This window comes from Ramlibacter sp. G4-7 (assembly GCF_057784995.1).
Map to the genome: position 1 here is coordinate 1 of NZ_JBYNTT010000012.1, position 23,618 is coordinate 23,618.

18 protein-coding genes, 1 tRNA gene and 1 pseudogene are annotated in these 23,618 nt (G+C 68.6%); 5 read left to right on the forward strand and 15 right to left on the reverse strand.

The window, feature by feature from the left end; genetic code table 11:
• Positions 1-342: pseudogene (locus AC3EGR_RS16925) on the reverse strand (hypothetical protein); the annotation flags it as partial.
• Between the two features lie 525 nt (positions 343-867).
• On the opposite strand from AC3EGR_RS16925, the gene AC3EGR_RS16930 reads away from it, so the two are divergent.
• Positions 868-1,098 carry a hypothetical protein gene (locus AC3EGR_RS16930; RefSeq protein WP_488547679.1) on the forward strand — a complete coding sequence of 77 codons (231 nt, stop codon included), beginning with the start codon at positions 868-870 and terminating at the stop codon, positions 1,096-1,098.
• A 309-nt stretch (positions 1,099-1,407) separates the two neighbouring features.
• Here the strand turns inward: AC3EGR_RS16930 and AC3EGR_RS16935 are convergent, their stop codons facing one another.
• From AC3EGR_RS16935 to AC3EGR_RS16945, 3 genes are all read right to left on the reverse strand, one after another.
• Positions 1,408-1,899, reverse strand: coding sequence for a MaoC/PaaZ C-terminal domain-containing protein (locus tag AC3EGR_RS16935; RefSeq protein WP_488547844.1), 492 nt, complete (start codon positions 1,897-1,899; stop codon positions 1,408-1,410).
• 79 nt (positions 1,900-1,978) lie between these two features.
• Positions 1,979-2,476, reverse strand: coding sequence for a cupin domain-containing protein (locus tag AC3EGR_RS16940; RefSeq protein ID WP_488547680.1), 498 nt, complete (start codon positions 2,474-2,476; stop codon positions 1,979-1,981).
• Positions 2,477-2,928: 452 nt separating this feature from the next.
• Positions 2,929-3,004, reverse strand: a tRNA-Thr gene (locus AC3EGR_RS16945).
• A 357-nt stretch (positions 3,005-3,361) separates the two neighbouring features.
• Between AC3EGR_RS16945 and AC3EGR_RS16950 the strand changes: the two genes are divergently transcribed.
• Positions 3,362-4,084: a class II aldolase/adducin family protein gene (locus AC3EGR_RS16950; protein ID WP_488547681.1), complete on the forward strand. Its 723-nt coding sequence runs from the start codon at positions 3,362-3,364 to the stop codon at positions 4,082-4,084.
• A gap of 20 nt (positions 4,085-4,104) precedes the next feature.
• The gene (locus AC3EGR_RS16955; protein WP_488547682.1) at positions 4,105-5,076 is read left to right on the forward strand and encodes a Bug family tripartite tricarboxylate transporter substrate binding protein; all 972 of its coding nucleotides are present in this window, start codon (positions 4,105-4,107) and stop codon (positions 5,074-5,076) included.
• A gap of 105 nt (positions 5,077-5,181) precedes the next feature.
• Here the strand turns inward: AC3EGR_RS16955 and AC3EGR_RS16960 are convergent, their stop codons facing one another.
• The 11 genes from AC3EGR_RS16960 to AC3EGR_RS17010 all read right to left on the reverse strand — a co-directional run bounded on the left by AC3EGR_RS16960 (position 5,182) and on the right by AC3EGR_RS17010 (position 20,194).
• The gene (locus AC3EGR_RS16960; RefSeq protein ID WP_488547683.1) at positions 5,182-6,192 is read right to left on the reverse strand and encodes a class 1 fructose-bisphosphatase; all 1,011 of its coding nucleotides are present in this window, start codon (positions 6,190-6,192) and stop codon (positions 5,182-5,184) included.
• A gap of 36 nt (positions 6,193-6,228) precedes the next feature.
• Positions 6,229-7,482: a 6-phosphofructokinase gene (locus tag AC3EGR_RS16965; protein ID WP_488547684.1), complete on the reverse strand. Its 1,254-nt coding sequence runs from the start codon at positions 7,480-7,482 to the stop codon at positions 6,229-6,231.
• Positions 7,483-7,504: 22 nt separating this feature from the next.
• The gene (pepN, locus tag AC3EGR_RS16970) at positions 7,505-10,147 is read right to left on the reverse strand and encodes an aminopeptidase N (RefSeq protein WP_488547685.1); all 2,643 of its coding nucleotides are present in this window, start codon (positions 10,145-10,147) and stop codon (positions 7,505-7,507) included.
• The gene (locus AC3EGR_RS16975; protein ID WP_488547686.1) at positions 10,140-10,808 is read right to left on the reverse strand and encodes an HAD family hydrolase; all 669 of its coding nucleotides are present in this window, start codon (positions 10,806-10,808) and stop codon (positions 10,140-10,142) included. The genes pepN and AC3EGR_RS16975 overlap by 8 nt, the downstream gene beginning before the upstream one ends.
• Positions 10,809-10,905: 97 nt before the next feature.
• A protein-coding gene (gene prfB, locus AC3EGR_RS16980; RefSeq protein ID WP_488547687.1) for a peptide chain release factor 2 occupies positions 10,906-12,010 on the reverse strand; the annotation gives its coding sequence in 2 pieces (ribosomal slippage) (positions 10,906-11,928 and positions 11,930-12,010; 1,104 coding nt in all).
• Between the two features lie 33 nt (positions 12,011-12,043).
• Complete coding sequence (locus tag AC3EGR_RS16985) at positions 12,044-13,186, reverse strand: hybrid sensor histidine kinase/response regulator (protein WP_488547688.1); 1,143 nt, start codon at positions 13,184-13,186, stop codon at positions 12,044-12,046.
• Positions 13,183-13,779: a chemotaxis protein CheB gene (locus AC3EGR_RS16990; protein WP_488547689.1), complete on the reverse strand. Its 597-nt coding sequence runs from the start codon at positions 13,777-13,779 to the stop codon at positions 13,183-13,185. Before AC3EGR_RS16990 ends, AC3EGR_RS16985 begins: the two co-directional genes overlap by 4 nt.
• Complete coding sequence (locus tag AC3EGR_RS16995; RefSeq protein ID WP_488547690.1) at positions 13,776-14,603, reverse strand: CheR family methyltransferase; 828 nt, start codon at positions 14,601-14,603, stop codon at positions 13,776-13,778. Before AC3EGR_RS16995 ends, AC3EGR_RS16990 begins: the two co-directional genes overlap by 4 nt.
• A gap of 13 nt (positions 14,604-14,616) precedes the next feature.
• Complete coding sequence (locus tag AC3EGR_RS17000; RefSeq protein ID WP_488547691.1) at positions 14,617-18,099, reverse strand: response regulator; 3,483 nt, start codon at positions 18,097-18,099, stop codon at positions 14,617-14,619.
• 110 nt (positions 18,100-18,209) lie between these two features.
• On the reverse strand, positions 18,210-19,055 hold the full coding sequence (locus tag AC3EGR_RS17005) for a hypothetical protein (RefSeq protein WP_488547692.1): 846 nt from the start codon (positions 19,053-19,055) through the stop codon (positions 18,210-18,212).
• Between the two features lie 233 nt (positions 19,056-19,288).
• Complete coding sequence (locus AC3EGR_RS17010; RefSeq protein WP_488547693.1) at positions 19,289-20,194, reverse strand: alpha/beta fold hydrolase; 906 nt, start codon at positions 20,192-20,194, stop codon at positions 19,289-19,291.
• 25 nt (positions 20,195-20,219) lie between these two features.
• Here AC3EGR_RS17010 and AC3EGR_RS17015 point away from each other — a divergent pair, with 25 nt between their 5' ends.
• A complete protein-coding gene (locus tag AC3EGR_RS17015) occupies positions 20,220-22,007 on the forward strand; it encodes an acetate--CoA ligase (protein ID WP_488547694.1) in 1,788 nt (595 codons plus the stop codon).
• Between the two features lie 70 nt (positions 22,008-22,077).
• On the forward strand, positions 22,078-23,568 hold the full coding sequence (locus AC3EGR_RS17020; protein WP_488547695.1) for a lysozyme inhibitor LprI family protein: 1,491 nt from the start codon (positions 22,078-22,080) through the stop codon (positions 23,566-23,568).
• Positions 23,569-23,618 lie beyond the last annotated feature (50 nt).

The window sequence follows — 23,618 nt, forward strand, 5'->3', positions numbered from 1 at the left end:
TGAACACGGGTTGCCCCCCGCGGCGAGCGTTCGTCGCCAGCGACGCCCGTCGCCGTGGACAACCCTGCGCAGCGGCACGCCTACGCAGACGAATGTCAGGAGGGTAGTCCAGTGAGCGCCGAGCGGCACGACGCCGAAGTCCATGCCCACCAAGGCCGGTCCAGGAGCCGGTGCGGAAGTGTTCGTGGGAGCGCCGGCAGTGTTGGCGGCGTCCGCATCGGTGGTGGAACTGCTGGAACCGCCACCACCACCACAGGCGCTGAGCGCGAAGGCGAGCGTCAGGATGCTGCCGCTCCAGTGAAGCGTGCGCGTCGGAATCGGAGTTTGCTTTCTGCGTGTCATTTGAATTCGGGAGAAGAGGTGTGACAGCGGACCCTTTGCGAGTCGTCTTGTTGGGCTGCGGGCTTCAATGGCCGAGCGGGCCGATCTTAGTCAGTGAGGGCCTACACCGACGTCCCCTCTCTCCTACAAACCGTAATCCGCGGCGCAGAGGCTTACATCTCAGCCTGCGGGCGCGGGCGCTGCAATCACCCGGTGGAAGCTCTGCTGTGGGGAGCTGGGTGTACGTCAGCAGCCCTAGGGCGAGCGCAGTTGAAGGGATGGATGCGGCGGTCCAAGGCATAGTTGTAGAGCCAGTCTGCCGAGTCCTTAGGTAAGTTGGCATTCACGCGGCTCGGCACAGGGCGTTGCGGACCGATACTGATGGGATGCGAAAAATTCCCGCACTTCATTGCAGTTCAGGGTCTTGGAGGGATAGGACCCTCTTTCACGCCGCCTGAAGGGCTAGGTTATCCATGCCGGCGTTTTTCGATCGCCGCTCCTGGGCGTCACCAGTTCGCGGCGGCGGTGTGTCGCCGCGTTCCTCGCATGCCCAATCCCACCAGTCCAGGCGTGTCGATCCCCTATGTGCCCACGCACCCCGTCGGCATGAAGGAAGGCCAGATGAGCATTCCCCGCTACAAGCTTCGCACGCGCGAAGAAATCGCCCGGCGCATCGCCGATGCGATTCCCGAGGGTTCGCTGGTCGCGCCTTCTGGCCGACGTTCTTGCCCTTGTTCCACGGCTGGCGATGAGTGGCATTGCGTCCGGTTTCCATGATGGTCTCCCATCGAGTTGAGGGCCATCCAGGTTGCGCTTGTCGGCCGCTGGTGTGCCACTATCAGCCACACGCGGGCGATGCCGAAGGCTGGCGATGAGGTCAGCTCCGGATCAAGCGTTCTAACTCACGGCCCACGTCATGAACGGTGCTTTGCGGCGGCGGGAGGAAAGATCGGTCAAGACTGAGTGCTGCCGATCGGGTCTTGGGCGGCGAATGTCAGCTGCCGCCAAGTGCGGACGTCCCAACCCGACGCGTTCGTCACGACGCATACCTGCGCCAAGCGGCGGCACGCGTCGCCTCGGAACGACCTAGCTCGACGCGAACGCTGCGGCGTTCATCGGTGGACTGCTGCGGGGAAGGCGCCGTCGAACAAGCACTGTATCCAGATGGCTCATAACCGCCTCGCCGCCAGCATCGAGCAGCGTGAATCGGATGGTGACAATTCCTCGGTCGGGCTTCGATTCCGAGACGCGGCGGCTCACCCAATCCGCTTGCAATGTGACTCGCGTGCCTGGTCGGAGCGGTTGGTGAAAACGAACCTCGTCATAGCCCAGTGAGGCAATCACGGCCAAAGGCTTTAGACCATGGACAAGGCGCTGCTTCACGGCCAATGCAAACAACCCAGGCGCCGTGATGCCGCCAAATGCGCGCTGTCCCGCGTCTTCGTCGACATGGAACGGCAAAGGGTCCCAGATCCTTGCGAACGAAACGAGTTCTTCACGGTCGACGACGTGCGGTGCGCTCGTCACACCGGTGCCCGGCTCCAGGTCCTCGTAGAAAAGCCGTGAATCAGCGTCCATATCCTTCACGTCCAAAATCCGACCGTGAACGAAGGTCCACGTACACCGTGGAACCCCCGCTCCCGGAGCGCGCTCCCAGCTACCTGGTGTTTCGAGTCGCGCCGACCAGCACGAACAGCATGGTCGCCGGTCGCTCGCTCTTGTTGCGCCAAGCATGGCGGGTGCCGTTCTGGATCACCACGTCGTGCGGCGAGAGCTTCTTATGCTCCCCGTCGTCCAGTTCGAGGTGGATCTCTCCATCCAGCAGCACACCGTAATCCACCGTGTCGGTGGTGTGCATGCCGGGGTTCTCCATCTCGAACTTTTCGGCCAAGCCCGGAAGGACCTGCACGTACTCCCCTCCAGCAGCCGCCGGATTGAAGTTCGGGCTCATCATCACCGAGTCCGGGGGAAAGGTGATGAACATCAAGTTGGTGCCACCCGCGGCCGGCACCCAGGACTTGGCTTTCACGCTCGGGTCCACGTCGGCTGCGGGAACACCGGTCCCCGGTGCCGTCTCCCACAGCAAGGTGGTGACGAATCCGGGCACGTGCTGAAACGCCGTACTGCGAGGTGCCGGTTGATCCGACTTGAACACCGACTTTCCATCCTTCCCACCGCCTCCTGTGTTTAGCCAGGAACGTGGCACCGGCGTCAGCGGTGGACTTGAATCATAGATTCCCTAGCACACCCGCGTGACTGAGGTTCCCACAGCGCGCGTGGAGAACGCTGTGGACAAGCGTGAGGGGTCGCTGCGCAGGCCGCATCAGCATTGAGTTTCAAGCGCTTGCTGATTTCGCAGGCAGTGTGGTCGCTGGCCGTCGCGATCGCAGCGGCGGCGTCGCGTTCATGCTACGAGGCACGTGCCAGGACCATACGTGACCGTGTCGCGCACACCGGACACGAGATTTTTCGTGCGACAAGCATCGGTGTTCGAAGGGAGGCGCTCGGGTGTTCAGCCGTCACGTTCGAACTGACTACACCATGGCTACATGGACGCAAAAACAAAAAGGCCGCTAGCGTTTTGCTAGCGGCCTCTACTTTTTTGTCTGGTGCCGGAGAGAGGAATCGAACCCCCGACCTTCTCATTACGAATGAGCTGCTCTACCGACTGAGCTACTCCGGCCAAGCCTGCGATTATAGGGGATGTGGTTGGCCCGGATGGACGGCGTCCGGCGGGCCCGCCAGAATCCACGCCAGAAAAGGAAGCAGTGCTTGCAGAGACCCGGAGGCCGCCAAGACGATCGCGCTGGAGCGGCCTGGCCGGTCCCTCCGCACCCAAGGCCTCGCCGCCCCGCCTGGAAGTACTGCTCGCGGCGACGCAACAGCCCATGCGCCGCGGACCGGCCTCAAGGCGTGGCGCCAGGCGCGCGACGCCGGAGACTTTCCTGGCGCACCACCACGACCGGGGCCCGTCCGCGCGGCGGCTTCCGGTCGAGGAACTGTTCGCGCTGACAACGTACGATATTCCCAAGATCCAGACATGACACCTCCCGATCCCTCCCTGCTGGACGACCTCGTCGCCGCCAACCACATCCTCGTCGACGAAGGCGTGCTCGACGCCTTCGGCCACGTGAGCGTGCGCCACGACCAGGTGCCCGATCGCTTCCTGCTCGCGCGCAACATGGCCCCCGGCCAGGTGCGGCGCGAGGACATCCTGCAGTTCGCGCTGGACGGCACGCCGCTGGATGCCGGCGACCGCCGCGTGTACCTGGAGCGTTTCATCCACGGCGCGATCTACCGCGCCCGGCCGGACGTGATGGCGGTGGTGCACAGCCACTCGCCTTCGGTGGTGCCCTTCTCCGTCTCGCGCAAGGCCAGGCTGCGCCCGGTCTGCCACATGAGCGGCTTCCTGGGCGCGGGCGCCCCCCTGTTCGAGATCCGCGACACCGCGGGCGACGCGAGCGACCTGCTGGTGCGCGACGACCGCCTGGGCCGCGCGCTCGCCGACAGCCTGGGCGCGGCCAGCTTCGTGCTGATGCGCGGGCACGGCTCCACGACGGTCGCACCTTCGCTCAAGCTCGTGGTCTATCGCGCCGTCTATGCCGAAGTGAATGCCAAGCTGCAGATGCAGGCCTTGCAGCTGGGCGACCCGGAGTACCTCACTGCCGGCGAGGCCGCGACGGCGATGGTCAACGTCGAGGGCCAGGCGGAGCGCCCGTGGGCGCTGTGGAAGGAAGCCGCGCGCACGAAGCGCGGGCTGTGAACGAACAACAAGGAGACCGCATGTCTTTCCCCATCCCGCGCCGCACCCTCGTCGGCGCACTGTTGCTCGCGCCGCTGGCCGGCGCGCTCGCACAAGGCACCTGGCCGTCGCGGCCCGTGCGCGTGATCGTGCCGTCGTCGGCGGGCGGCGGCACCGATGCCTTCGGCCGCATCCTCGCGCAGGCGCTGTCGGAGCAGACCGGCCAGTCCTTCGTCGTGGACAACAAGCCGGGCGCCAGCGGCAACATCGGCGCCGACCTCGCCGCAAAGGCGGAGCCGGACGGCTACACCATCCTGGTCGCCTCCAACTCCTCGCTGGGCATCAACCCCGGACTGCTCAAGTCCATGCCCTTCGACATCGAGCGCGACCTGGTGCCCGTCACGCGCGGCGTGATGGCGCCGATGGTGGTGGTGGCGTCGCCCTCGGCGGGCTGGAAGACGATGAAGGACCTGGTGGAAGCCGGCAGGAAGGATCCGGGCAAGTTCTTCTACGGCTCCGCCGGCGTCGGCAGCCCCGTGTACATGGGCGTGCGCATGATCGAGGACGTGACCGGCGCGAAGTTCACGCACGTGCCCTACAAGGGTGTCGCGCCGGCCTACCAGGACCTCCTGAGCGGGCGGCTGCAGTTCATGTTCACGGACCTCGCTTCGATCGACCAGCACATCAAGGCCGGCAAGGTCGTGGCGCTGGCCGTCAACCAGAAGACGCCGCTGCTGCCCAACGTGCCGACGCTGGCCGAAGCCGGCTACCCGGGCGTGCGCGCGTGGACCTCGTTCAGCGTGATGGCGCCCGCCAAGGTGCCGCCCGCAGTCGTCAAGCGCCTGGGCGAAGAGGTCGGCAAGGCCTTGCACAACCCCGCGGTGGTGCAGCGCCTGCAGCAGCAGGCCCTGATTCCCGTGCACGACACGCCCGAGGAGTTCGCGGCGGACATGCGCAAGGAGCGGCAGCACTGGGGCGACTTCATCCGCAAGAACAACATCCAGCCGGATTGAGGTGTCCGCGTCCCCCGCGCGCAGGCGCGGGCGCAGGGCGTGCAAAAGCAAAAGCGGCCGATGGCCGCTTTTGACATTCCGGGTCCCCGCCTGCGCGGGATGACGCTACTTTGCGTGGTACGCCGTCACCCGCTCCACCTCGTTCCTCGACCCCAGCACCACGCTCACCCGCTCGTGCAGCTTCGTCGGCACGATGTCGAGGATGCGCTGCCTGCCGTTGGTCGCGGCGCCGCCGGCCTGTTCCACCAGCCAGGACATGGGGTTGGCCTCGTACAGCAGGCGCAGCTTGCCGGGCTTTTCCGGTTCGCGCTTGTCCCAGGGGTACATGAAGACGCCGCCGCGCGTGAGGATGCGGTGCACGTCGGCCACCATGGAGGCGACCCAGCGCATGTTGAAGTCCTTGCCGCGCGGGCCTTCCTTGCCGGCCAGGCACTCGTCGATGTAGCGCTTCACGGGCGCGTCCCAGTGGCGCATGTTGGACATGTTCACCGCGAACTCCTTGGTGTCCGCCGGGATCTGCACATCCTCCTGGGTCAGCACGAACGAACCCTGTTCGCGGTCCAGCGTGAACATGACCACGCCCGCGCCCACCGTCAGCACCAGCGTCGTCTGCGGGCCGTAGATGCAGTAGCCGGCCGCGACTTGCTTCGCGCCGGCCTGCAGGAAGTCCTGCTCGCTCACGCCATGGCCGTGGCCGTTCTCCGGCTTCTTCAGCACGCTGAAGATGGTGCCTATGCTCACGTTGACGTCGATGTTGGACGAGCCGTCCAGCGGGTCGAACAGCAGCAGGTACTCGCCCTGCGGGTAGCGGTTGGGCACGACGTAGATGCCCTCCATCTCCTCGCTGGCCATGGCGGCCAGGTGGCCGCCCCATTCGTTGGCCTCGATCAGCACTTCGTTGGCGATGATGTCCAGCTTCTTCTGGACCTCCCCCTGTACGTTGTCGGTGCCGGCCGAACCCAGCACGTCGCCCAGCGCGCCCTTGTTGACGGCATGCGAGATGTGCTTGCAGGCGCGGGCCACCACCTCGATCAGGAGGCGCAGCTGCGACGGGATCAGGCCGCCGACACGTTGCTGTTCGACGAGGTAGCGGGTCAGGGAAACACGGGCGGGCAAATTCACTCTCCTGCAAGGGCAGGGAGGAATCCTAACCTACACCTCGAAGGGCGCGAGCTTGCGGGGCACCGGAGCGTTCTTCAGCGTCGCGTAGACGGGCAGACCGTTGCGGTAGGCCGGGTAGTCCTCGCCCTCGATCAGCGGGCGCAGGTAGCGCTTGCAGGCTTCGGTGATGCCGAAGCCATCGGTCGTGATGAAGTCGCGCGGCATGAACTTCTCCACGTTCGCCACGTCGGCGAGCCGGGCCATGCCCACCTGGTACGCGTAGGGCGCGTCGCTCACCCGCTCGATGGTCGGCATGATGGCGTTGTGGCCCTGCAGCGCCATGTTCACGGCGGCCGCGCCCAGCTCGTACGCCTGCGTGGCGTCGACCTTCGAGGCGATATGCCGGGCCGAGCGCTGCAGGTAGTCCGCCACCGCCCAGTGGAACTTGAGCTTCAGGTGCTGCCGCACCAGCCCTGCGATGACGGGCGCGGCGCCTCCGAGCTGCGCGTGGCCGAAGGCATCGGTCGTCCCTTGTTCGGCGAGGAAGCGGCCGTCGGCGTACTGGCAGCCTTCGGAGACCACCACGGTGCAGAAGCCGTGCTGCTGGACCAGGGCATCGACGCGCGCGAGGAACTTCGCCTCCTCGAACGGCACTTCCGGGAACAGCACGACGACGGGAATGCCTTCGTCCTCCACCAGCCCGCCCGCTGCCGCGATCCAGCCGGCATGGCGACCCATCACCTCGAGCACGAACACCTTGGTCGACGTGCGCGCCATGGACCGCACGTCCAGCGAAGCCTCCAGCGTGGAGACCGCCACGTACTTGGCCACCGAGCCGAAGCCGGGGCAGCAGTCGGTGACCGGCAGGTCGTTGTCCACCGTCTTGGGGATGTGGATGGCCTGCAGCGGATAGCCCATGCCGGCGGACAGCTGGCTCACCTTGAAGCAGGTGTCGGCCGAGTCGCCGCCGCCGTTGTAGAAGAACCAGGCGATCTCGTGCGCCCGGAACACCGCGATCAGCCGCTCGTATTCACGCCGGTTCGCCTCCAGGGACTTGAGCTTGTAGCGGCAGGAGCCGAAGGCGCCGCCGGGCGTGGAGCGCAGCAGCGCGATGTCGGCGGCGGACTCCTGGCCGGTGTCGATCAGGTCCTCGGCCAGCGCGCCCAGGATGCCGTTGCGGCCTGCGTAGACCGTGCCGATGCGGTCCGGGTGCGCGCGCGCCGCCTCGATCAGCCCGCAGGCCGAGGCGTTGATGACCGAGGTGACGCCGCCCGACTGGGCGTAGAACGCGTTCTGCACTGCCATGCCGACCTCCTTGGCCGCACGCTCACTCCGCCAGGGCGCGCGTCACGACCTCTCGCACATCGTTGCTCAAATCCGGCCGGGCCGCAACGCGCGCGATCGCCTCGCGCGCGGCGCTGCGCAGCGGCTCGGCCAGCTTCTTCCAGCGGTCCAGCGCACGCGCCAGGCGCGCCGCCACCTGCGGGTTGATCGCATCGAGCTCGATGACGCGATCGCTCCAGAACACGTAGCCCGCCGCATCGCCCCGGTGGAAGCCGCCCGGGTTGGCGCTGCAGTAGCTGAAGATCACGCTGCGGGCGCGGTTCGGGTTGCGGATGTTGAAGTCCGGGTGCGCCATCAGCTGCTTGACGATCGGCAGGATGTTGCCGCCGCGGTCCGGTGCGCCGGCCTGCAGGGCGAACCACTTGTCCAGCACCAGCGGCTCGTTGCGGAACATCGCGTGGAAGCGGTGCAGCGCCTCGCCCGCCAGCGCGTGGCCGCTGCTGACCAGCGCGGCCAGCGCGTTGAAGCGGTCGGTCATGTTCGAGGCGTCCTTGAAGCGCTGGTACGCCTTGCCCGGCCACACCGTGTCCCCGCTGGCACGCGCGGCCAGGCAAAGATGCGTCAGCGCCAGACCCGCCAGGGCACGGCGGCCGCTGGACACCGGGTCGGGACGATAGGCGCCGTTGTCCTTGTTGGCTTCGTAGGCCGCTTCCCAGTCCGGGTACAGCGCGCGCGCCAGTTGCTCGCGCATCGCTTCGCGCACCGCGTGGATGCGCTGCGGGTCCACCACGTCCAGCTGCTCGGCGATGTAGGTCTCGGCGGGCAGCGTCAGCACCAGTTCCTTGAAGGCGGAATCCAGCGTGGGGTGGCGCAGCACGCTGCGCATGGCGTCCAGGTAGGGCGCGTCCAGCTCCACGGCGCTCTCGCTGCGGATGAAGGTGAGCGCGCGGCCCGTGGCCAGGCGCTGGGCCGCTTCCCAGCGGTTGAAGGGGTCGGTGTCGTGCGCGAGCAGCGCCAGCAGCTGCTGGTCGCTGTAGTCGTAGTCCAGGATCACCGGCGCGCTGAAGCCGCGCAGCAGCGAAGGCACCGGCTCCGAGGTGTAGCCGGGGAAGGTGAGCGTCTCGCTGGCCTGCGTCAGCACGTGCAGGCCGCTGGTGAGTTCCCGGCCTTCCGCGTCCAGCAGGCCCAGGGCCACCGGGATCACGAAAGGCTGCTTCTCCGGCTGGCCCGGCGTCGGCGGGCAGCTTTGCGACAGCGTCAGCGTGTAGATGCCGGACACCGCGTCGAAGTGCGTCTGCACCCGCACGCGGGGCGTGCCGGCCTGCAGGTACCAGCGCTTGAACTGGTCCAGGGATTGGGCCAGTTGCGAGCCGGGATTGGCATCGGCGATGGCCTGGGCGAAATCGTCGCAGGTCACCGCATGGCCGTCATGGCGCTGGAAGTACAGCGACAGGCCCTTGGCGAAGCCCTCGCGGCCCACCAGGGTCTGCATCATGCGCACGACTTCGGCGCCCTTTTCGTACACCGTGACGGTGTAGAAATTGTTGATCTCCAGGTACTGGTCGGGCCGCACCGGGTGCGCCATCGGACCCGCGTCCTCGGGGAACTGCGCGGTGCGCAGCACGCGCACGTCCTCGATGCGCTTGACGGCCCGGGCCGACGCATCGCCGGACAGGTCCTGGCTGAACTCCTGGTCGCGGAAGACGGTGAGGCCTTCCTTGAGCGAGAGCTGGAACCAGTCGCGGCAGGTGACGCGGTTGCCGGTCCAGTTGTGGAAGTACTCGTGGCCCACCACCGACTCGATGTTGGCGTAGTCGGTATCGGTGGCGGTGGCCTGGCTGGCGAGAACGTACTTCGTGTTGAAGATGTTCAGGCCCTTGTTCTCCATCGCGCCCATGTTGAAGTCGCTGGTGGCGACGATCATGAAGCGTTCCAGGTCCAGGGGCAGGCCGAAGCGCGCCTCGTCCCAGGCGACCGACGCCATGAGCGAGTTCATCGCGTGCTCGGTCTTGTCCAGGTCGCCGGCGCGCACGTAGACCTGCAGCAGGTGGTCCTTGCCGTTGCGGGCGGAAATGCGCTGCTCGCGGCACACCAGCTGGCCGGCGACCAGCGCGAACAGGTAGCTGGGCTTGCGGAACGGGTCGACCCACTTGGCGAAGTGGCGGCCGTCGCCGAGCTCGCCCTGGTCCACCAGGTTGCCGTTGGACAGCAGCACGGGATACCTGTGCTTGTCCGCGCGCAGCGTGACCGTATAGCTGGCCATCACGTCCGGGCGGTCCAGGAAGTAGGTGATGCGGCGGAAGCCCTCGGCCTCGCACTGGGTGAAGAAGGAGTCGTTGCTGACGTACAGGCCCATCAGCTTGGTGTTCTTCGCCGGCGCGCAGGTGGTGAAGATCTCCAGGTCGAAAGGTTCGTTGCCTTCGGGCAGGTTCTCCAGCACCAGCTGGCCTTCCTCCATCTTGAAGGAGGTGCCTTGCCCGCCCACCAGCACCCGGGCCAGGTTCAGCTCCTCGCCGTCCAGGCGCAGGGGCTGTGGCATCACGTCGGGGTTGCGGCGGATGCGCATGCGATTGAGCACCCGCGTCTTGGCCGGGTCCAGGTCGAAGCAGAGTTCGACGGTGTCGATCCAGAACGCCGGCGGCTGGTAGTCGGCGCGGTAGATGACCTTGGAAGTTCCTTCACGCATGGAGGCTCTCCAGAAAATCGTTGTTCATCAGTTGTTCGAAATCCCGCACGCTGGCGATCACGTGCGGCCCGGCGAGCTCGCCGGCCTTGTGGGTGCTGCAGATGGCCACCGCGCGCATGCCGGCGCGGCGCGCCGCTTCGATGCCGAAAGGCGCGTCCTCGAACACGATGCAGGCGCGTGGATCGGCGCCCACCTGCCTGGCCGCTGCCAGGAAGATGTCCGGCTCCGGCTTGCCGGGCAGCCCCTGGTCGCCGCGGACTTCCGCGTCCGGACGGCGCTTCAGGTGCAGCCGTTGCAGCACGAACTCCAGGTTCTGGCGGTCGCCCGCGGTGGCCACCGCGAGCTTCAGGCCGCGGTCCTGCGCCTGCTGCGCAAAGCGGGAGAAGCCGGCGACCTCGCGGAAGTCGCGCGCGAAGATCTCGCGGTAGAGGGCTTCCTTCTCGCCGACCAGGCGCAGCGCCTCCTCATCGGAGATGTCCTCGCCCAGGAGGATGCGCACGCACTCCACGCCATTGCGGCCCGTGGTGCGGCGCAGGATCTCCTCGACGGAAAGGTCCAGGCCGTGCCGCTGGCGAAAGGCGTCCCAGCTCTTCGCATGCGCCGGCATGGAGTCGACCATGGTGCCGTCCATGTCGAAGATGAGGGCGGTGGCGGTGGTCATTGCATGCCATCCCGGGCTGGACCCGGGATCCATGGGGCGTCGGCTGGTGTGCGCAGGCCGCATGGATCGCGGGTCCCGCCCGCAATGACATGGTGGCTCATACGCCCTGCTTCAGCGAAGCCTCGATGAACGCATCGAGGTCGCCATCGAGCACCTTCTGCGTCGCCGAGATCTCCACGCCGGTGCGCAGGTCCTTGATGCGGCTGTTGTCCAGCACGTAGCTGCGGATCTGGTGGCCCCAGCCGACGTCGGTCTTGGAGTCCTCCAGCTTCTGCTGCGCCTCCATGCGCTTGCGCATCTCGAAGTCGTACAGGCGCGAGCGCAGGCGCCGCCAGGCGACGTCGCGGTTGGAGTGCTGCGAGCGGCTGTCCTGGCACTGCACCACGATGCCGGTCGGGATGTGCGTCAGGCGCACCGCGGAGTCGGTCTTGTTGATGTGCTGGCCGCCCGCGCCGGAAGCGCGGAAGGTGTCCGTGCGCACGTCCGCCGGGTTGATGTCGATCTCGATCGAGTCGTCGACCTCGGGATAGACGAACACGCTGGCGAAGCTGGTGTGGCGGCCGCCGGAGGAGTCGAACGGCGACTTGCGCACCAGGCGGTGCACGCCGGTCTCGGTGCGCAGCAGGCCGAAGGCGTAGTCCCCCTCGATCTTGATCGTGGCGCTCTTGATGCCGGCCACGTCACCCGGGGTCTCGTCCTCCACCGTGTACTTGAAGCCCTTGCGCTCCGCGTACTTGACGTACTGGCGCATGAGCATGGCGGCCCAGTCGCACGCTTCCGTGCCGCCGGCGCCAGCCTGCAGGTCGAGGAAGCAGTTGCTGGGGTCGGCCGGCTGGTTGAACATGCGCCGGAACTCCAGGTCCTTGACGATGGCTTCCAGCTTGCCCGTCTCGTCCTCGATGGTGGCCAGCCCGGCCTCGTCGCCTTCCTCCTTGCTCATCTCGTAGAGCTCGAGGTTGTCGGCGAGCTCGCGCTCGAGGTCCTGGATGCTCACGACGATGCCATCCAGCTGCTTCTTTTCCTTGCCCAGCTCCTGGGCCTTCTTCGGATCGTTCCAGACCGTGGGGTCTTCCAGCGCGGCGTTGACGGTCCTCAGGCGCTCCGACTTGGCATCGAAGTCAAAGATACCTCCGGAGATCGGCCGTGCGGGCCTGCAGGTCCTGCAGGGTGGTGCCGATCAGGTTGATGCGTTCTGCGTCCATTTTGTTCTGCTGTCCTTCAAAGCTGCGATTTTCTCATGCCTCGCTGCCGGGCGCCGGGAGGGGGAGTGTCAGGATGAACTCGGAGCCCTGGCCCACGGCGCTGCGCACCTCCAGCCGGCCCTGGTGGGCCTGGGCGATCTGGCGGGCGATGTACAGGCCCAGGCCCAGGCCCGCGACCTGCGCCGCGCCTTCGGTGCGCTCGAACTGCTCGAAGATGCGCTCCTGGTCCGCCGGCGCGATGCCCATGCCCTGGTCGCGCACGGAGACGAAGGCTTCCGGCTCCTGTTCGCGCACGCCCACGGTCACCGCCACGGGCTTGCCGTCGCCGTAGCGCAAGGCGTTGGTCAGCAGGTTGGTGATCACCTGTTCGATCCGGAACTCGTCCCCGACGATCTTCAGGCTCTCGGGCGCCGCCAGCGTGAGCTGCACGCCGGTGGTCCTGGCCTGCTCCTGGATGGCCTCCACCACCGCCTGCGCCGAGGCGGCGAGGTCGAAGGCCGCGGGCACGATCGCCAGGTTGCCGGTGCGTGCGCGCGAGACGTCCAGCATGTCGTCGAGCAGGCGCACCATGCTGCGGATCTGGCGCTCGTCGCGCTCCACCATCTTCTGCATGGCCTGCGGGTCCGGCGGTCGCGCCGCCGACAGCATCTTGCGGCGCAGCTGCGCCTGCAGGTACACCGAATTGAGCGGGTTGCGCAGTTCGTGCGCGATCATCGACATGAAGTCGTCGCGCATGTTCACGGCGCGCTGCAGCTGGGACTGCGCCTCCTGCAGCTCCTGCCGCTGTCGGAACAGCTCGACGAACACGCTGACCTTGCTGCGCACCGTGTGGGGGTCCAGCGGCTTGTACAGGAAGTCCACCGCACCCGACTCGTAGCCCTGGAAGGCGTAGTTCAGCTCGCGCCCGGCGGCGCTGACGAAGACGATCGGGATGTTGCGGGTGCGCTCGGTGCCGCGCATCAGCTCCGCCAGCTCGAAGCCGTTCATGGACGGCATCTGCACGTCCAGGATGGCCAGCGCGAAGGGGTGCTCCAGCATGAGCGACAGCGCGTCGTCGCCGCAGCGCGCGGTGAAGATGCGCCGGCCGGGCCCGCGGATGAGCGCCTCCAGGGCGATCAGGTTCTCCTGCAGGTCATCGACCAGGAGCAGGTTGGCGTCGGGGATGGCAGGACTCATCGGCGGATCACAGTGTGCAGCAGGCGGTGCAAGCCTGTCAGGGGCAGGACGTAATGGGGATGCGCGGCCGCGATCGCGGCCAGCGGCATGGCGGAATGAGCGGCCTCCGCGGGATCCTGCACGGCGGTCAGGCCACCGCTGCCCTTGACGCACGCCAGGCCGGCGGCGCCGTCCTCGTTGGCGCCGGTGAGCACCATGCCGAGGAGGGTGCTGCCGTACGCGTCGGCGCAGGATTCGAGCAGCACGTCGATCGACGGCCGGGAGAACAGCACGGGCGCGTCGCAGCTGAGGGCGAAGGTGCGGTCCGACTCGACCAGCAGATGATAGCCCGGCGGCGCGAAGTAGACCGTGCCGGGCGCCGCGGCCGCGCCGGGCTGCGCCTCCTGCACCGGCACGCGCATGCGCGCGGCGAAGACTTCCACCAGCCGGCTCTCGTGGTCCTCGGGCAGGTGCAGCACGATGATGATGGGCGCGTGCACCGGCGGCTGCAGGTCGCCCAGCAGCGTGAACAGCGCGTCGATGCCGCCGGCGGACGCACCGATGGCGACCGCGCCGGCGGCGAAGGCGAAGTCCTCGGGCAGGCTGGTGTTCATGCGCCGCCCCGCTTGCGGTACAGCCGGTCGGGGCGGCTCACCGGCTCGAAGTGCTCGGCGTACGCGGAGAAGTCGAGCGTCTCCTTGGAGCCCAGCCCCAGGAAGCCGCGCCGCGACAGCGAATCGTGGAACAGGCCCAGCGCCCGGTCCTGCAGCGCGCGGTTGAAGTAGATCAGCACGTTGCGGCAGGACACGAGCTGCGTTTCGGCGAACACCGCGTCGGTGGCCAGGCTGTGGTCGGCAAAGGTGATGCTTTCGCGCAGCTTGCGGTCGAACAGCGCCCCGCCGTAGGCAGCCGTGTAGTAGTCGCTGAAGCTGCGCAAGCCGCCCGCGCGCTGGTAGTTGCGGGTGAACCCCTGCATGTGGTCCAGCGGGAAGATGCCCTGGCGGGCCTTGTCCAGCGAGGTGTGGTTGATGTCGGTGGCGTACAGGATGGTGCGTTCCAGCAGGCCCTCCTCCTGCAGCAGGATCGCCAGCGAGTACGGCTCCTCCCCCGTGCTGCAGCCCGCGACCCACACCTTGAGCGAAGGATAGGTGCGTAGCACCGGCACCACGTGGCGGCGCAGCGCGAGGAAGTACGCCGGGTCGCGGAACATCTCGCTGACGGGCACCGTCAGGTACTGCAGCAGCTGCGCGAACGCGTCGGGATCGTGCAGCACCTTTTCCTGCAGCGCGGAGATGGAAGCCAGCCCCATGCGCTGCTGGCCCTGCAGCACGCGCCGCCGCAGGGAAGCGAAGGCATAGTCGCGAAAGTCGTGGCCGTAGCGCATGTACACCGCCTGCACCAGCAGGCGGATCTCGATGTCGGCGACGGACTGGGTCATGGCACGCCCTCGCTCACAGCATGCGCTCCAGCTTGGGCATCCACACTCGCATCAGCGAGAACAGCCGTTCCAGTTCGATTGGTTTGGCCAGGTAGTCGTTCGCGCCGGCGGCCAGGCACTTCTCCTGGTCCTCCTTCATGGCCTTGGCGGTCACGGCGATCACGGGCAGCTTCTGCCAGCGCGGGTTCTTGCGGATCTCGCGCGTGGCGGTCAACCCGTCCATCTCCGGCATCATCACGTCCATCAGCACCAGGTCGATCCCGTCCGGGTTCTCCTCGAGCTTGCGCAGCGCCTCCACGCCGTTGCGCGCCACGTCCACCTCGGCGCCTTTCTGCTCCAGGGCGCTGGTGAGCGCGAAGATGTTGCGCATGTCGTCGTCCACCACGAGGATGCGCCGCGCCTCGAAGGCCTTGTCGCGGCTGCGCGCGGTGCGCAGCATCTTCTGCCGCTCGCTGGACAGCTGGTGCTCCACCTTGTGCAGGAAGAGGGTGACCTCGTCGAGCAGGCGTTCCGGCGAGCGCGCGCCCTTGATGATGATGGAGCGCGAATAGCGCAGGAGTTCCGCCTCCTCGTCGCGCGTGAGGTTGCGGCCGGTGTACACGATCACCGGCGGGAAGGAGCGGCTCTCGCCCGCCGCCATGCGGTGCAGCAGGTCCTGCCCGCTCATGTCCGGCAGCTTCAGGTCCATGATCATGCAGTCGAACACGGACTCGGCGAGCGCCTGCAGCGCCGCCTTGCCTTCGCCCACCGCGACGATCTCGACGTCCCCGTCGCCGATGAGCGCCCGCACGCTTTCCTGCTGGCGCGGGTCGTCCTCCACCAGCAGCACGCGCTTGAGTTTCTGGCTCAGCTTGGCCTCCAGGCGCCGGAACACGGCTTGCAGCTCCTCGCGCGAGGCGGGCTTGCGCGCATAGCCGATGGCGCCCATCTGCAAGGCCGGGTCGGCGCGGTCCTGCGCGGACAGCGCGTGAACGGGGATGTGCCGCGTGCGTGGGTCTTCCTTCAGGCGTTGCAGCACGGCCAGCCCGGTGTCGTCGGGCAGCTGGATGTCCAGCAGCACGGCGTCGGGCAGCTGCTGCAGCGCGAGCTCGGCCCCCGTCCGCGCATCGTGCGCCACCAGACAGCGGTAGCCCAGTTCGTGCGCCAGGTCGAACAGGATGGCGGCGAAACGCTCGTCGTCCTCGACCACCAGCACCGTGCGGCGGCCGTTGGCGGGCACGTCGCGGTCATCGGGGAAGCCGGCAGCGGCCAGCGCGGGCGGGCTGCTCGCGGCGGGGGCCGGCGCGGGGGGCGCGGGGGGCGCCGTGGCGGCGGGCACGGGTGTCGGGGGCGCCATCGCCACCGGCCCCTTTGCCTTGTCCGCGTGGTATTCCCGCGGCAGCACCACCGTGAAGGTGCTGCCCTGGCCGGGCCTGCTCGCCACGGAGATGTCGCCGCCGAGCAGGCGCGCCAGGTCGCGCGAGATCGATAGGCCCAGGCCGGTGCCACCGTACTTGCGGCTGTTCGTGCCGTCGGCCTGGCGGAAGGCCTCGAAGATCAGGTGCTGCTGGGTCGCGGGGATGCCGATGCCGCTGTCGCGCACCTCGAAGCGGATGCGGTCGTCCGCCTCCTGACCCACGCGCAATGCGACGGTGCCGTGTTCGGTGAACTTCACCGCATTGGCCAGCAGGTTGCGCAGGATCTGTTCGACCCGGTGGCGGTCGGTGAAGAGCGAACCCGGCGCCTCGGGTTCCGCCATCACTTCCAGCTGCAGTCCCTTGCGCGTGGCCAGGGGCTGGAACATGGAGCGCAGGCCTTCCATGAGGGAAGCCACCGAGGTGACCTCCGGCCGCACCTCCAGCTTGCCTGCCTCGACCTTGGCGATGTCCAGGATGTCGTTGATCAGGTTGAGCAGGTCGTTGCCGGCGGTGTAGATCGACTCGGCGAACTTGACCTGCTCCTCGCTCAGGTTGCCTTCGGCGTTGTCGGCGAGCAGCTTGGCCAGGATCAGCGAGCTGTTCAAGGGAGTGCGCAGCTCGTGCGACATGTTGGCGAGGAACTCGGACTTGTAGCGGCTGGCGCGCTGCAGCTCGCCGGCACGTTCCTCCAGCTGCACCTGGGCCTCGCGCAGCTGGTCGCGCTGCTGCTCTAGGCGCTCGGTCTGTTCGCCGAGCTGCACGTTGGTCTGTTCCAGCTCCGCCTGCTGGGTTTCCAGGTGCGCCTGCGACTCCTTGAGCGCGCGGGACTGCTCCTCGAGCTCCTCGTTGGCGGTGCGCAACTCCTCCTGCTGCACCTGCAGTTCCTCGTTGAGCTGCTGCGTCTCTTCCAGCACGTCCTGCAGGCGCTTGCGGTAGCGCGCGGCCTCCAGCGAGGCGCCGAGGATGCCGCTCGCGTACGACAGCAGTTCCCCGTCCCGGGGTGCGAGCGGCCGCAGCAGGCCGATCTCCAGCACGCCGGCGAGCCGGCCTTCGTGTTCGACCGGCGCGAGCAGCACCGATTGGGCCGTCGTCTCGCCGAGCCCCGAGCTGACCTTGAGATAACCCGGCGGAACCTCGCTGAGCGCGATCTGGCGGCGCTGCGATGCGGCTTCCGCAACCAGGCTGCGGTCCCCGGGCATGCGCGCGCCGACGTCCTCGCTTCCGGGGGTCCAGCCCCAGGTCGCCACCCGCACGAATCCGGGTGGCTCCGGGACGTAGAGCGCGCCCACGGCGCTGCCGAGGTACTGCGACAGGAACTCGAGCGCCGCGTGGCCTATGGGAGCAAGGTCCTGCTCGCGCCCGAGCAGCTCGGACAGCCGCGACTGGCCCTCCCGCAGCCAGGCGTGAGCTGCCAGGTCACCGGCCTGGCGTCGCTGTTCCTCCAGCGCCCTTTCGTACGCCCCGGAGAGCCCGAGCAGGTCCCGGCGCCCGCGCCATGCGATCAGGCCGCCCGTGCCGAGCATGAACAACACGAAGGCCACGGCGGTGAGCAGCGCGTTGCGGTTGGTTTCCTCGATGCGCCCCGCGCGATCGCGGCGCTCCACCCGAAAGAGCTCGTCGAACTCTTCGCGGACTTCGTCCTTCAGCTCGCGGCCCGTGCTGGCGCTGATGGGGGCGAGCGGGTCCTTGCGTTTGGTGCCGATGCGGTCGGTGGCGTACTCGCGCCAGCGCCCCTGCAGCAGCTCGATGCGGTCCAGCCGCTGCAGCTGCGCGGGGTTGCCATGCAACAGTTCCCGCAGCTGCCGGCTCGCCGCGGGCATGCGTCCGAGCGCGTCTTCGTACGGCCGCAGGAAGCGTTCGTCCCCGTTGAGGAGGAAGCCGCGTACCGCCGACTCCATGTCGAGGTCCAGCTTCTGCACGAGCGAGGCCTGGCTCAGCAACTCGTCGCTGCGCTGCACATGCGCGATCGCGCTTGCGAGGTACCCCAGGAGGGAGAGGAACACCAGCGCGCTCGCCACGCCGAGGGCGAGCGGAAGCGTCAGGTTGCGCTGGAGAATGCGGCGGAAGGTGTCGGGATCGTTCGGGTTGTTGGGGGGCATCGCGCGGCTGACCGGGGGAAGGCAGCCGGCCAGTGTGCCGGGAAATCGCTCGGCCGTGGGCCGACCCAGGAATCAGGTCCTGGCGCCGCCGCCGCCGGCGGCGGGCCGGATCAGCGCGCCGTGGCGGCGCCCAGGCGGGCCTGCGCCGTGCGGCTGCCCAGGGTGGCGGCGCGCTGCAGCCAGCGCACGGCCTGGGTGGAGTCCTGCGGCACGGTGGCGCCTTCAAGGTAGGCGATGCCGAGGAAGTAGCTCATTTCCATGCGGCCGAAGCGCACGCCCTCGGTCGTGGACTTGCCCGAGCGCTTGACGATCATGGGGACGTCGCCCGCGCCGTCGGCGAAGGTCTGCATCTGGTCGATCGTGCTGCGGAAGAAGCGGTCGCGGGAGGCGGCGGCGCGCTCCTTGTCGGGCATGGAGGCCACCAGTTCGTCGGCCAGCACCGGCAGGACCTCGAAAGGCGTCATGCCGCCGCGCATGCGCGGGGAGTACCAGGCGCGCAGCATCACGCGGTCCAGCGGCAGGAGGCTGTCGACCTTGCCCGGGAAGTAGCTCAGGACCGTCTTGCCGGCCGGATGGCCGCGCACGCCCATGACGTGCATGGCCTCGTGGTAGGCGCAGCGGTAGGCGTCGCGGCTGCGCATCTGCATGGCCGCGGAGTCGATCCGCGTCTCGGTCTGGAAGTTCAGGAAGGTGACGCAGGGCTGGTTCTCTTCCAGCATGCTGTCGGGGACGATCTCGACGCTCACGTTGGCGACCTGGGCGGCGTCCGGCCGGTCGCTGACGTCGATGACGCGGACGCCCGCTTCGGCGCCGACGTCCTTCAGGGCCTGCAAGGTGTGCAGCTTGTGGGTGGACAGGTTCACGCCGTAGACGCGAACCTTGATGTCCTGTTCCCAGCGCACGAGGCGAGTGGGCGTGCCGCTCTGGTGCCAGAGCACTTCCCACATCGTGTTCATCCCCTGGTCGAACTCATCCGATTGAGCAAGGACCGGACTGAGGACTGCAGCCGCCAGAAGGGCCGTCACACCCGACTTCCACATGAGTCACCCCTATCGAAGATGGCTGACTATGGAGTAGGAGCGCTCCTACGGCAAGTGCATTTACGTACAACTGGTTTCAGCGGGCGCGGGCGCCACAAAATTTCACGAAAAAGACGACTGCCGAGGCAGGAATGCCGCGCGCGCCGGCATCAGGTGGCGAGGAAGTCCTCGATCAGCAACGCCACCGCCTCGGGCTGGTCGTGGTGCAACATGTGGCCCGCGTCGGCCACCCGGGCCGTGCGCACGTCGGACACCGCCTTCAAACGTTCGTGGTACTCGGCGAGGGTGTAGCGGCCCTGCCACCACTGCGCCAAGCTGTCGTCGCTGGCCTCGACGTTGAGAACGGAGGCGCTGATCGCCTTGTAGAGCTCGAGCACCTCGTCGACCCGGTACAGGTTCGCGTTGACGATCTTGTGGGCGCCGTCGCCCAGGATGTGCCACCGGCCGTCCGCCTCCTGGCGCGCCCAGTGGCGAGCCAGCCAGTCCGCCTTGTCCTGCGTGAGGCGGCGGTTGGTCTTCATGAGGCGGCGCGCCACGCCGTCCGCGTCCTCGTAGGATTTGAGCGCCATCTCGCCGCGGTGGAAGGCCTTGAGGTCGGCCATCCACTTCGCGTAGCGACCCGGCGCCTGCGCCGGACGCGTGGCGGCCATGCCGAAGCCTTCGAGGTTCACCAGCCGCCGGATGCGCTCCGGGCGCGCGCCCGCATAGAGCATCGCGATGTTGCCCCCCATGCTGTGCCCCACCAGGTCCACCGGCGCCTCGCCCGCATAGTGATCCAGCAGGAAGTCGAGGTCGGCGAGGTAGTCCGGGAACCAGTAGTTGTCCGGGGCCGGGCCTTCGGTGAGGCCGTAGCCGCGCCAGTCCGGCGCGATCACGAGACGCTCCTGCGCGAAGGCATCGACCACGAACTGCCAGGAGGCCGCCACGTCCATCCAGCCGTGCACCATCACCAGCGGCGGCTGGCCCGCGCGCGGCTCGCCCCACAGCCGCACGTGGTAGCGCAGGGTGCGGATCGGGACAAACTCGCTGCGGGACGCGCGCCTGGGTTGGTACATTCGGCCGATGATAGAAGAGCGGACGATGGCAGGCAGTCAGGGCAGCGACAACTGGGCGGCCATGCACCGCGGCTTCCGCTGGCAGGTGCCGCCGGACTTCAACATCGCGCAGGCCTGCTGCGGCCGCTGGGCACGGCGCGCGGACGCCGCGACACGCGTGGCCGTCATCGCGCACGGTGCGTCGCCTGCCGCGACGCTGACTTTCGCGCAGCTGCAACGCGAGGCGAATGCCATGAGCAACATGCTCGTCGCGCTGGGCGTGCGGCGCGGCGACCGCGTCGCCATCGTCATGCCGCAGCGCTTCGAGACCGCGATCGCGTACATGGCGGTGCTGCAGCTCGGGGCCGTGGCGATGCCGCTGTCCATGCTGTTCGGGCCCGAGGCGCTGGAGTACCGGCTGCAGGACAGCGAGGCGGTGGTGGCGGTCTGCGACGAGAGCTCGATCGCGAACATCGCGCAGGTGCGCGCCTCCTGCCCGCTGCTGCGCACCGTGGTCGGCGTGGGCGCTGCGGCGGCCAGGGCGGATGCGTCCTGGGAAGCGCAGCGCGCCGCGCTGCCGACGGAATTCGCGCCGGCGGCCACGCAGGCCGACGACGGCGCCGTCCTGATCTACACGAGCGGCACGACCGGGCCGCCCAAAGGGGCGTTGATCCCGCACCGGGCGCTGGTGGGCAACCTGCCGGGGTTCGTGTGCAGCCAGAACTGGTTCGGGTTCCCGCCGCGGCGCGCTGAGCCTTCCCCGGAGGGGGAGGGAGGGGGGCCGCAGAGCGACGCGGTGTTCTGGTCGCCGGCCGACTGGGCGTGGACGGGCGGGCTCATGGATGCCTTGCTGCCTTCGCTGTACTTCGGCCGTCCCATCGTGGCCTGCAACGCGCGCTTCCATCCGGACACGGCCTTCGCGCTGCTGCAGGAGCACGGCGTCACGCACACCTTCCTGTTCCCCACCGCGCTCAAGGCGATGATGAAGGCGCATCCGCGCCCGCGCGCACGCTTCACGCTGCGTCTGCAGGCCATCATGAGCGCCGGCGAGGCCGTCGGGGACGCGGTGTTCCAGTACTGCAGCGAGCAGCTGGGCGTCACCGTCAACGAGATGTTCGGCCAGACCGAGATCAACTACGTCGTGGGCAACTGCAGCATGAACGGCGCGACGGCGGCAGGCACCGGCTGGCCCGCGCGTGCCGGCAGCATGGGACGTCCTTACCCCGGCCACCGCGTGGCGGTGATCGACGACGAGGGCAGGGAGGTGCCGCCCGGCGTGCCGGGCGACGTCGCGGTGAACCGCCATGACGTGCACGGTGACCCCGACCCGATCTTCTTCCTGGGCTACTGGAAGAATCCGGAGGCGACGCGGCGCAAGTTCACCGGCGACTGGTGCCGCACCGGCGACCTCGCCACGCGCGACGAGGACGGCTACCTCTGGTACCAGGGCCGCGCCGACGACGTCTTCAAGGCGGCGGGTTACCGCATCGGCCCGAGCGAGATCGAGAACTGCCTGGTGAAGCACCCGGCCGTGGTCAATGCGGCCGTCGTGCCCAAGCCCGATGCGGAGCGCGGTGCGCTGGTGAAAGCCTACGTCGTGCTCGCCCCCGACGTGCTGGCCTCGCGTGCCGGCGCCGCGCACGGCCAGGCCGTCTTCGATGCGGAACTTGTGAGCGAGCTGCAGCTGCACGTCAAGGGCAAGCTGGCGCCCTACGAGTACCCGAAGGAAATCGAGTTCATCGAGGCACTGCCGATGACGACCACGGGCAAGGTCCAGCGCCGCGTGCTGCGACTGCAGGAGGAGGAGCGCGCGCGCTCCAGGGTGCCGTCGTAGGAACGGTCCGGCTCCCGCTGTCCTGACTGTCCCGCCTGCCCGGCCCGGGCGCGCCGGTACCGTGGCGGCCATGGTCAAGCACTCCCGCACAAGCGTGATGGTCGGTGTTGCGCTGCTGGTCGGCGTTGCGGCCGGAGCGGTCGGCATGATGAGCCTGCGCGGCGGTGACGGACCGTATGCGAGTTCACCGACGACACGCAAGATGGGCGCCGCACCCGCGCCGACGAGCACGGCCTTCGTGGCCGCCGTGTCCGGCAACTGCGAGATGTCGCCCATGCTGCCCAAAGCCGGGGATGGCGACGGCCGCGAGACGCTGCAGGCCAAGCCCGGCGCGGCCAGTGCCAGCGAGGTAGCGTCGCTGATCCTCGCCGGCAAGGAAGCGGCCGCTGCTGGCCGCCAGCACGATGCCGAGATCGATTTCCTCAACGCCTGCCGCAACGCCGCGATGCTGCGGGACGGTGATCCCGTCCCGCTGGCCGACTCCATGTACCAGCTCGGGCGGCATTACGCGACCGTCGGCGCACTGGGTGGGGCCGGCAAGGGCAAGGAGCTGTTCCAGCGCGCCGAGCGCCTGTACAGCGCGAGCCTGGAAGGCTACCGGGCGCGCTACGGCGAGGAGCACGAGAAGACGCGCTTTGCGCGCGCCGGCCTGGTGACGGTACAGCAGGCGACCGGCGGCACGGCCCCGACCGTCATTGCCAAGGCGCCGCCGCCGGCTCCCGCGCCGGTGGTGGCCGCACCCGCGCCGGCCCCCGTGGCAGCCGCGCCGGTCCCGGCGCCGGCTCCGGTGGCGGCCGCGCCGGCCCCTGCCACGCCCGCACCGGCTGCTACGGCGCCTGCACCGCAGGCTGCACCTGCCGTCGCATCTGCACCGCCCGCCCGACCGGTACGTCCTGCCCAGGTCCAGGCAGACTCGCGGCCGCAGGTTCCGGCGGCCGTCGAGCCGCCCGCAAGCGCCCGGCCGCCGGCAGTCGCGGCGGCTCCCCAAGCGCCGAAACCGGCACCGGCGCCGCACATCGTCAAGGCACCGGAGGCGATCGAACGTCCCGCGTCGCCGGCCGCGCCAGCGACCCCGCCGGTCACCGTCGCGCGCCGCACAGCGCCGTCCTTCGACTGCGCCAAGGCGCGCTCGACGACAGAGAAATTGATCTGTGGCGACGAGGAGCTGGCGCGCATGGACCGCGAGCTGGGTGCGATGCACCAGCGCGCCAAGCAGGCGGCCGCGGACCCGCGCGCATTCCAGCGCGACAGCGATGCGCAATGGCAGCACCGCGAGGACACCTGCCGCGACGCGGAGTGCCTGCGGCGCTGGTACGCGCAGCGGCGCCAGGACCTCGCCAGCGCTTCCACGGCGGCACCGAGCCGGCCGCGGCCGGCACCTGCGCCCCAGGGCAGCGTCGCCGATACCGGCAGGGTGGCCCTCGATTCGCCGCCTCCCGCCCCGCGGCGTCCGCGGCCGGCGCCATTGCCGGAGCCGAGGTACGAAGCACGGCCTCCTTCCCTGGAGCCCGGCACGGCGAGCGGCGCCCCGACCGCGGAGGGATCACCCGGCACGCCGTAAGGGCGCTCGGCCCGGTCAGGAAAGTCCGCGACCCTCGTTGCCGCCAGTCC

Coding starts and splice junctions, on each gene's coding strand:
- AC3EGR_RS16930 (WP_488547679.1), top strand. CDS start 868: ATGCCCAATCCCACCAGTCCAGGCGTGTCGATCCCCTATGTGCCCACG.
- AC3EGR_RS16935 (WP_488547844.1), bottom strand. CDS start 1,899: ATGGACGCTGATTCACGGCTTTTCTACGAGGACCTGGAGCCGGGCACC.
- AC3EGR_RS16950 (WP_488547681.1), top strand. CDS start 3,362: ATGACACCTCCCGATCCCTCCCTGCTGGACGACCTCGTCGCCGCCAAC.
- AC3EGR_RS16955 (WP_488547682.1), top strand. CDS start 4,105: ATGTCTTTCCCCATCCCGCGCCGCACCCTCGTCGGCGCACTGTTGCTC.
- AC3EGR_RS16965 (WP_488547684.1), bottom strand. CDS start 7,482: ATGGCAGTGCAGAACGCGTTCTACGCCCAGTCGGGCGGCGTCACCTCG.
- pepN (WP_488547685.1), bottom strand. CDS start 10,147: ATGCGTGAAGGAACTTCCAAGGTCATCTACCGCGCCGACTACCAGCCG.
- AC3EGR_RS16975 (WP_488547686.1), bottom strand. CDS start 10,808: ATGACCACCGCCACCGCCCTCATCTTCGACATGGACGGCACCATGGTC.
- AC3EGR_RS16985 (WP_488547688.1), bottom strand. CDS start 13,186: ATGAGTCCTGCCATCCCCGACGCCAACCTGCTCCTGGTCGATGACCTG.
- AC3EGR_RS16990 (WP_488547689.1), bottom strand. CDS start 13,779: ATGAACACCAGCCTGCCCGAGGACTTCGCCTTCGCCGCCGGCGCGGTC.
- AC3EGR_RS16995 (WP_488547690.1), bottom strand. CDS start 14,603: ATGACCCAGTCCGTCGCCGACATCGAGATCCGCCTGCTGGTGCAGGCG.
- AC3EGR_RS17000 (WP_488547691.1), bottom strand. CDS start 18,099: ATGCCCCCCAACAACCCGAACGATCCCGACACCTTCCGCCGCATTCTC.
- AC3EGR_RS17005 (WP_488547692.1), bottom strand. CDS start 19,055: ATGAACACGATGTGGGAAGTGCTCTGGCACCAGAGCGGCACGCCCACT.
- AC3EGR_RS17010 (WP_488547693.1), bottom strand. CDS start 20,194: ATGTACCAACCCAGGCGCGCGTCCCGCAGCGAGTTTGTCCCGATCCGC.
- AC3EGR_RS17015 (WP_488547694.1), top strand. CDS start 20,220: ATGGCAGGCAGTCAGGGCAGCGACAACTGGGCGGCCATGCACCGCGGC.
- AC3EGR_RS17020 (WP_488547695.1), top strand. CDS start 22,078: ATGGTCAAGCACTCCCGCACAAGCGTGATGGTCGGTGTTGCGCTGCTG.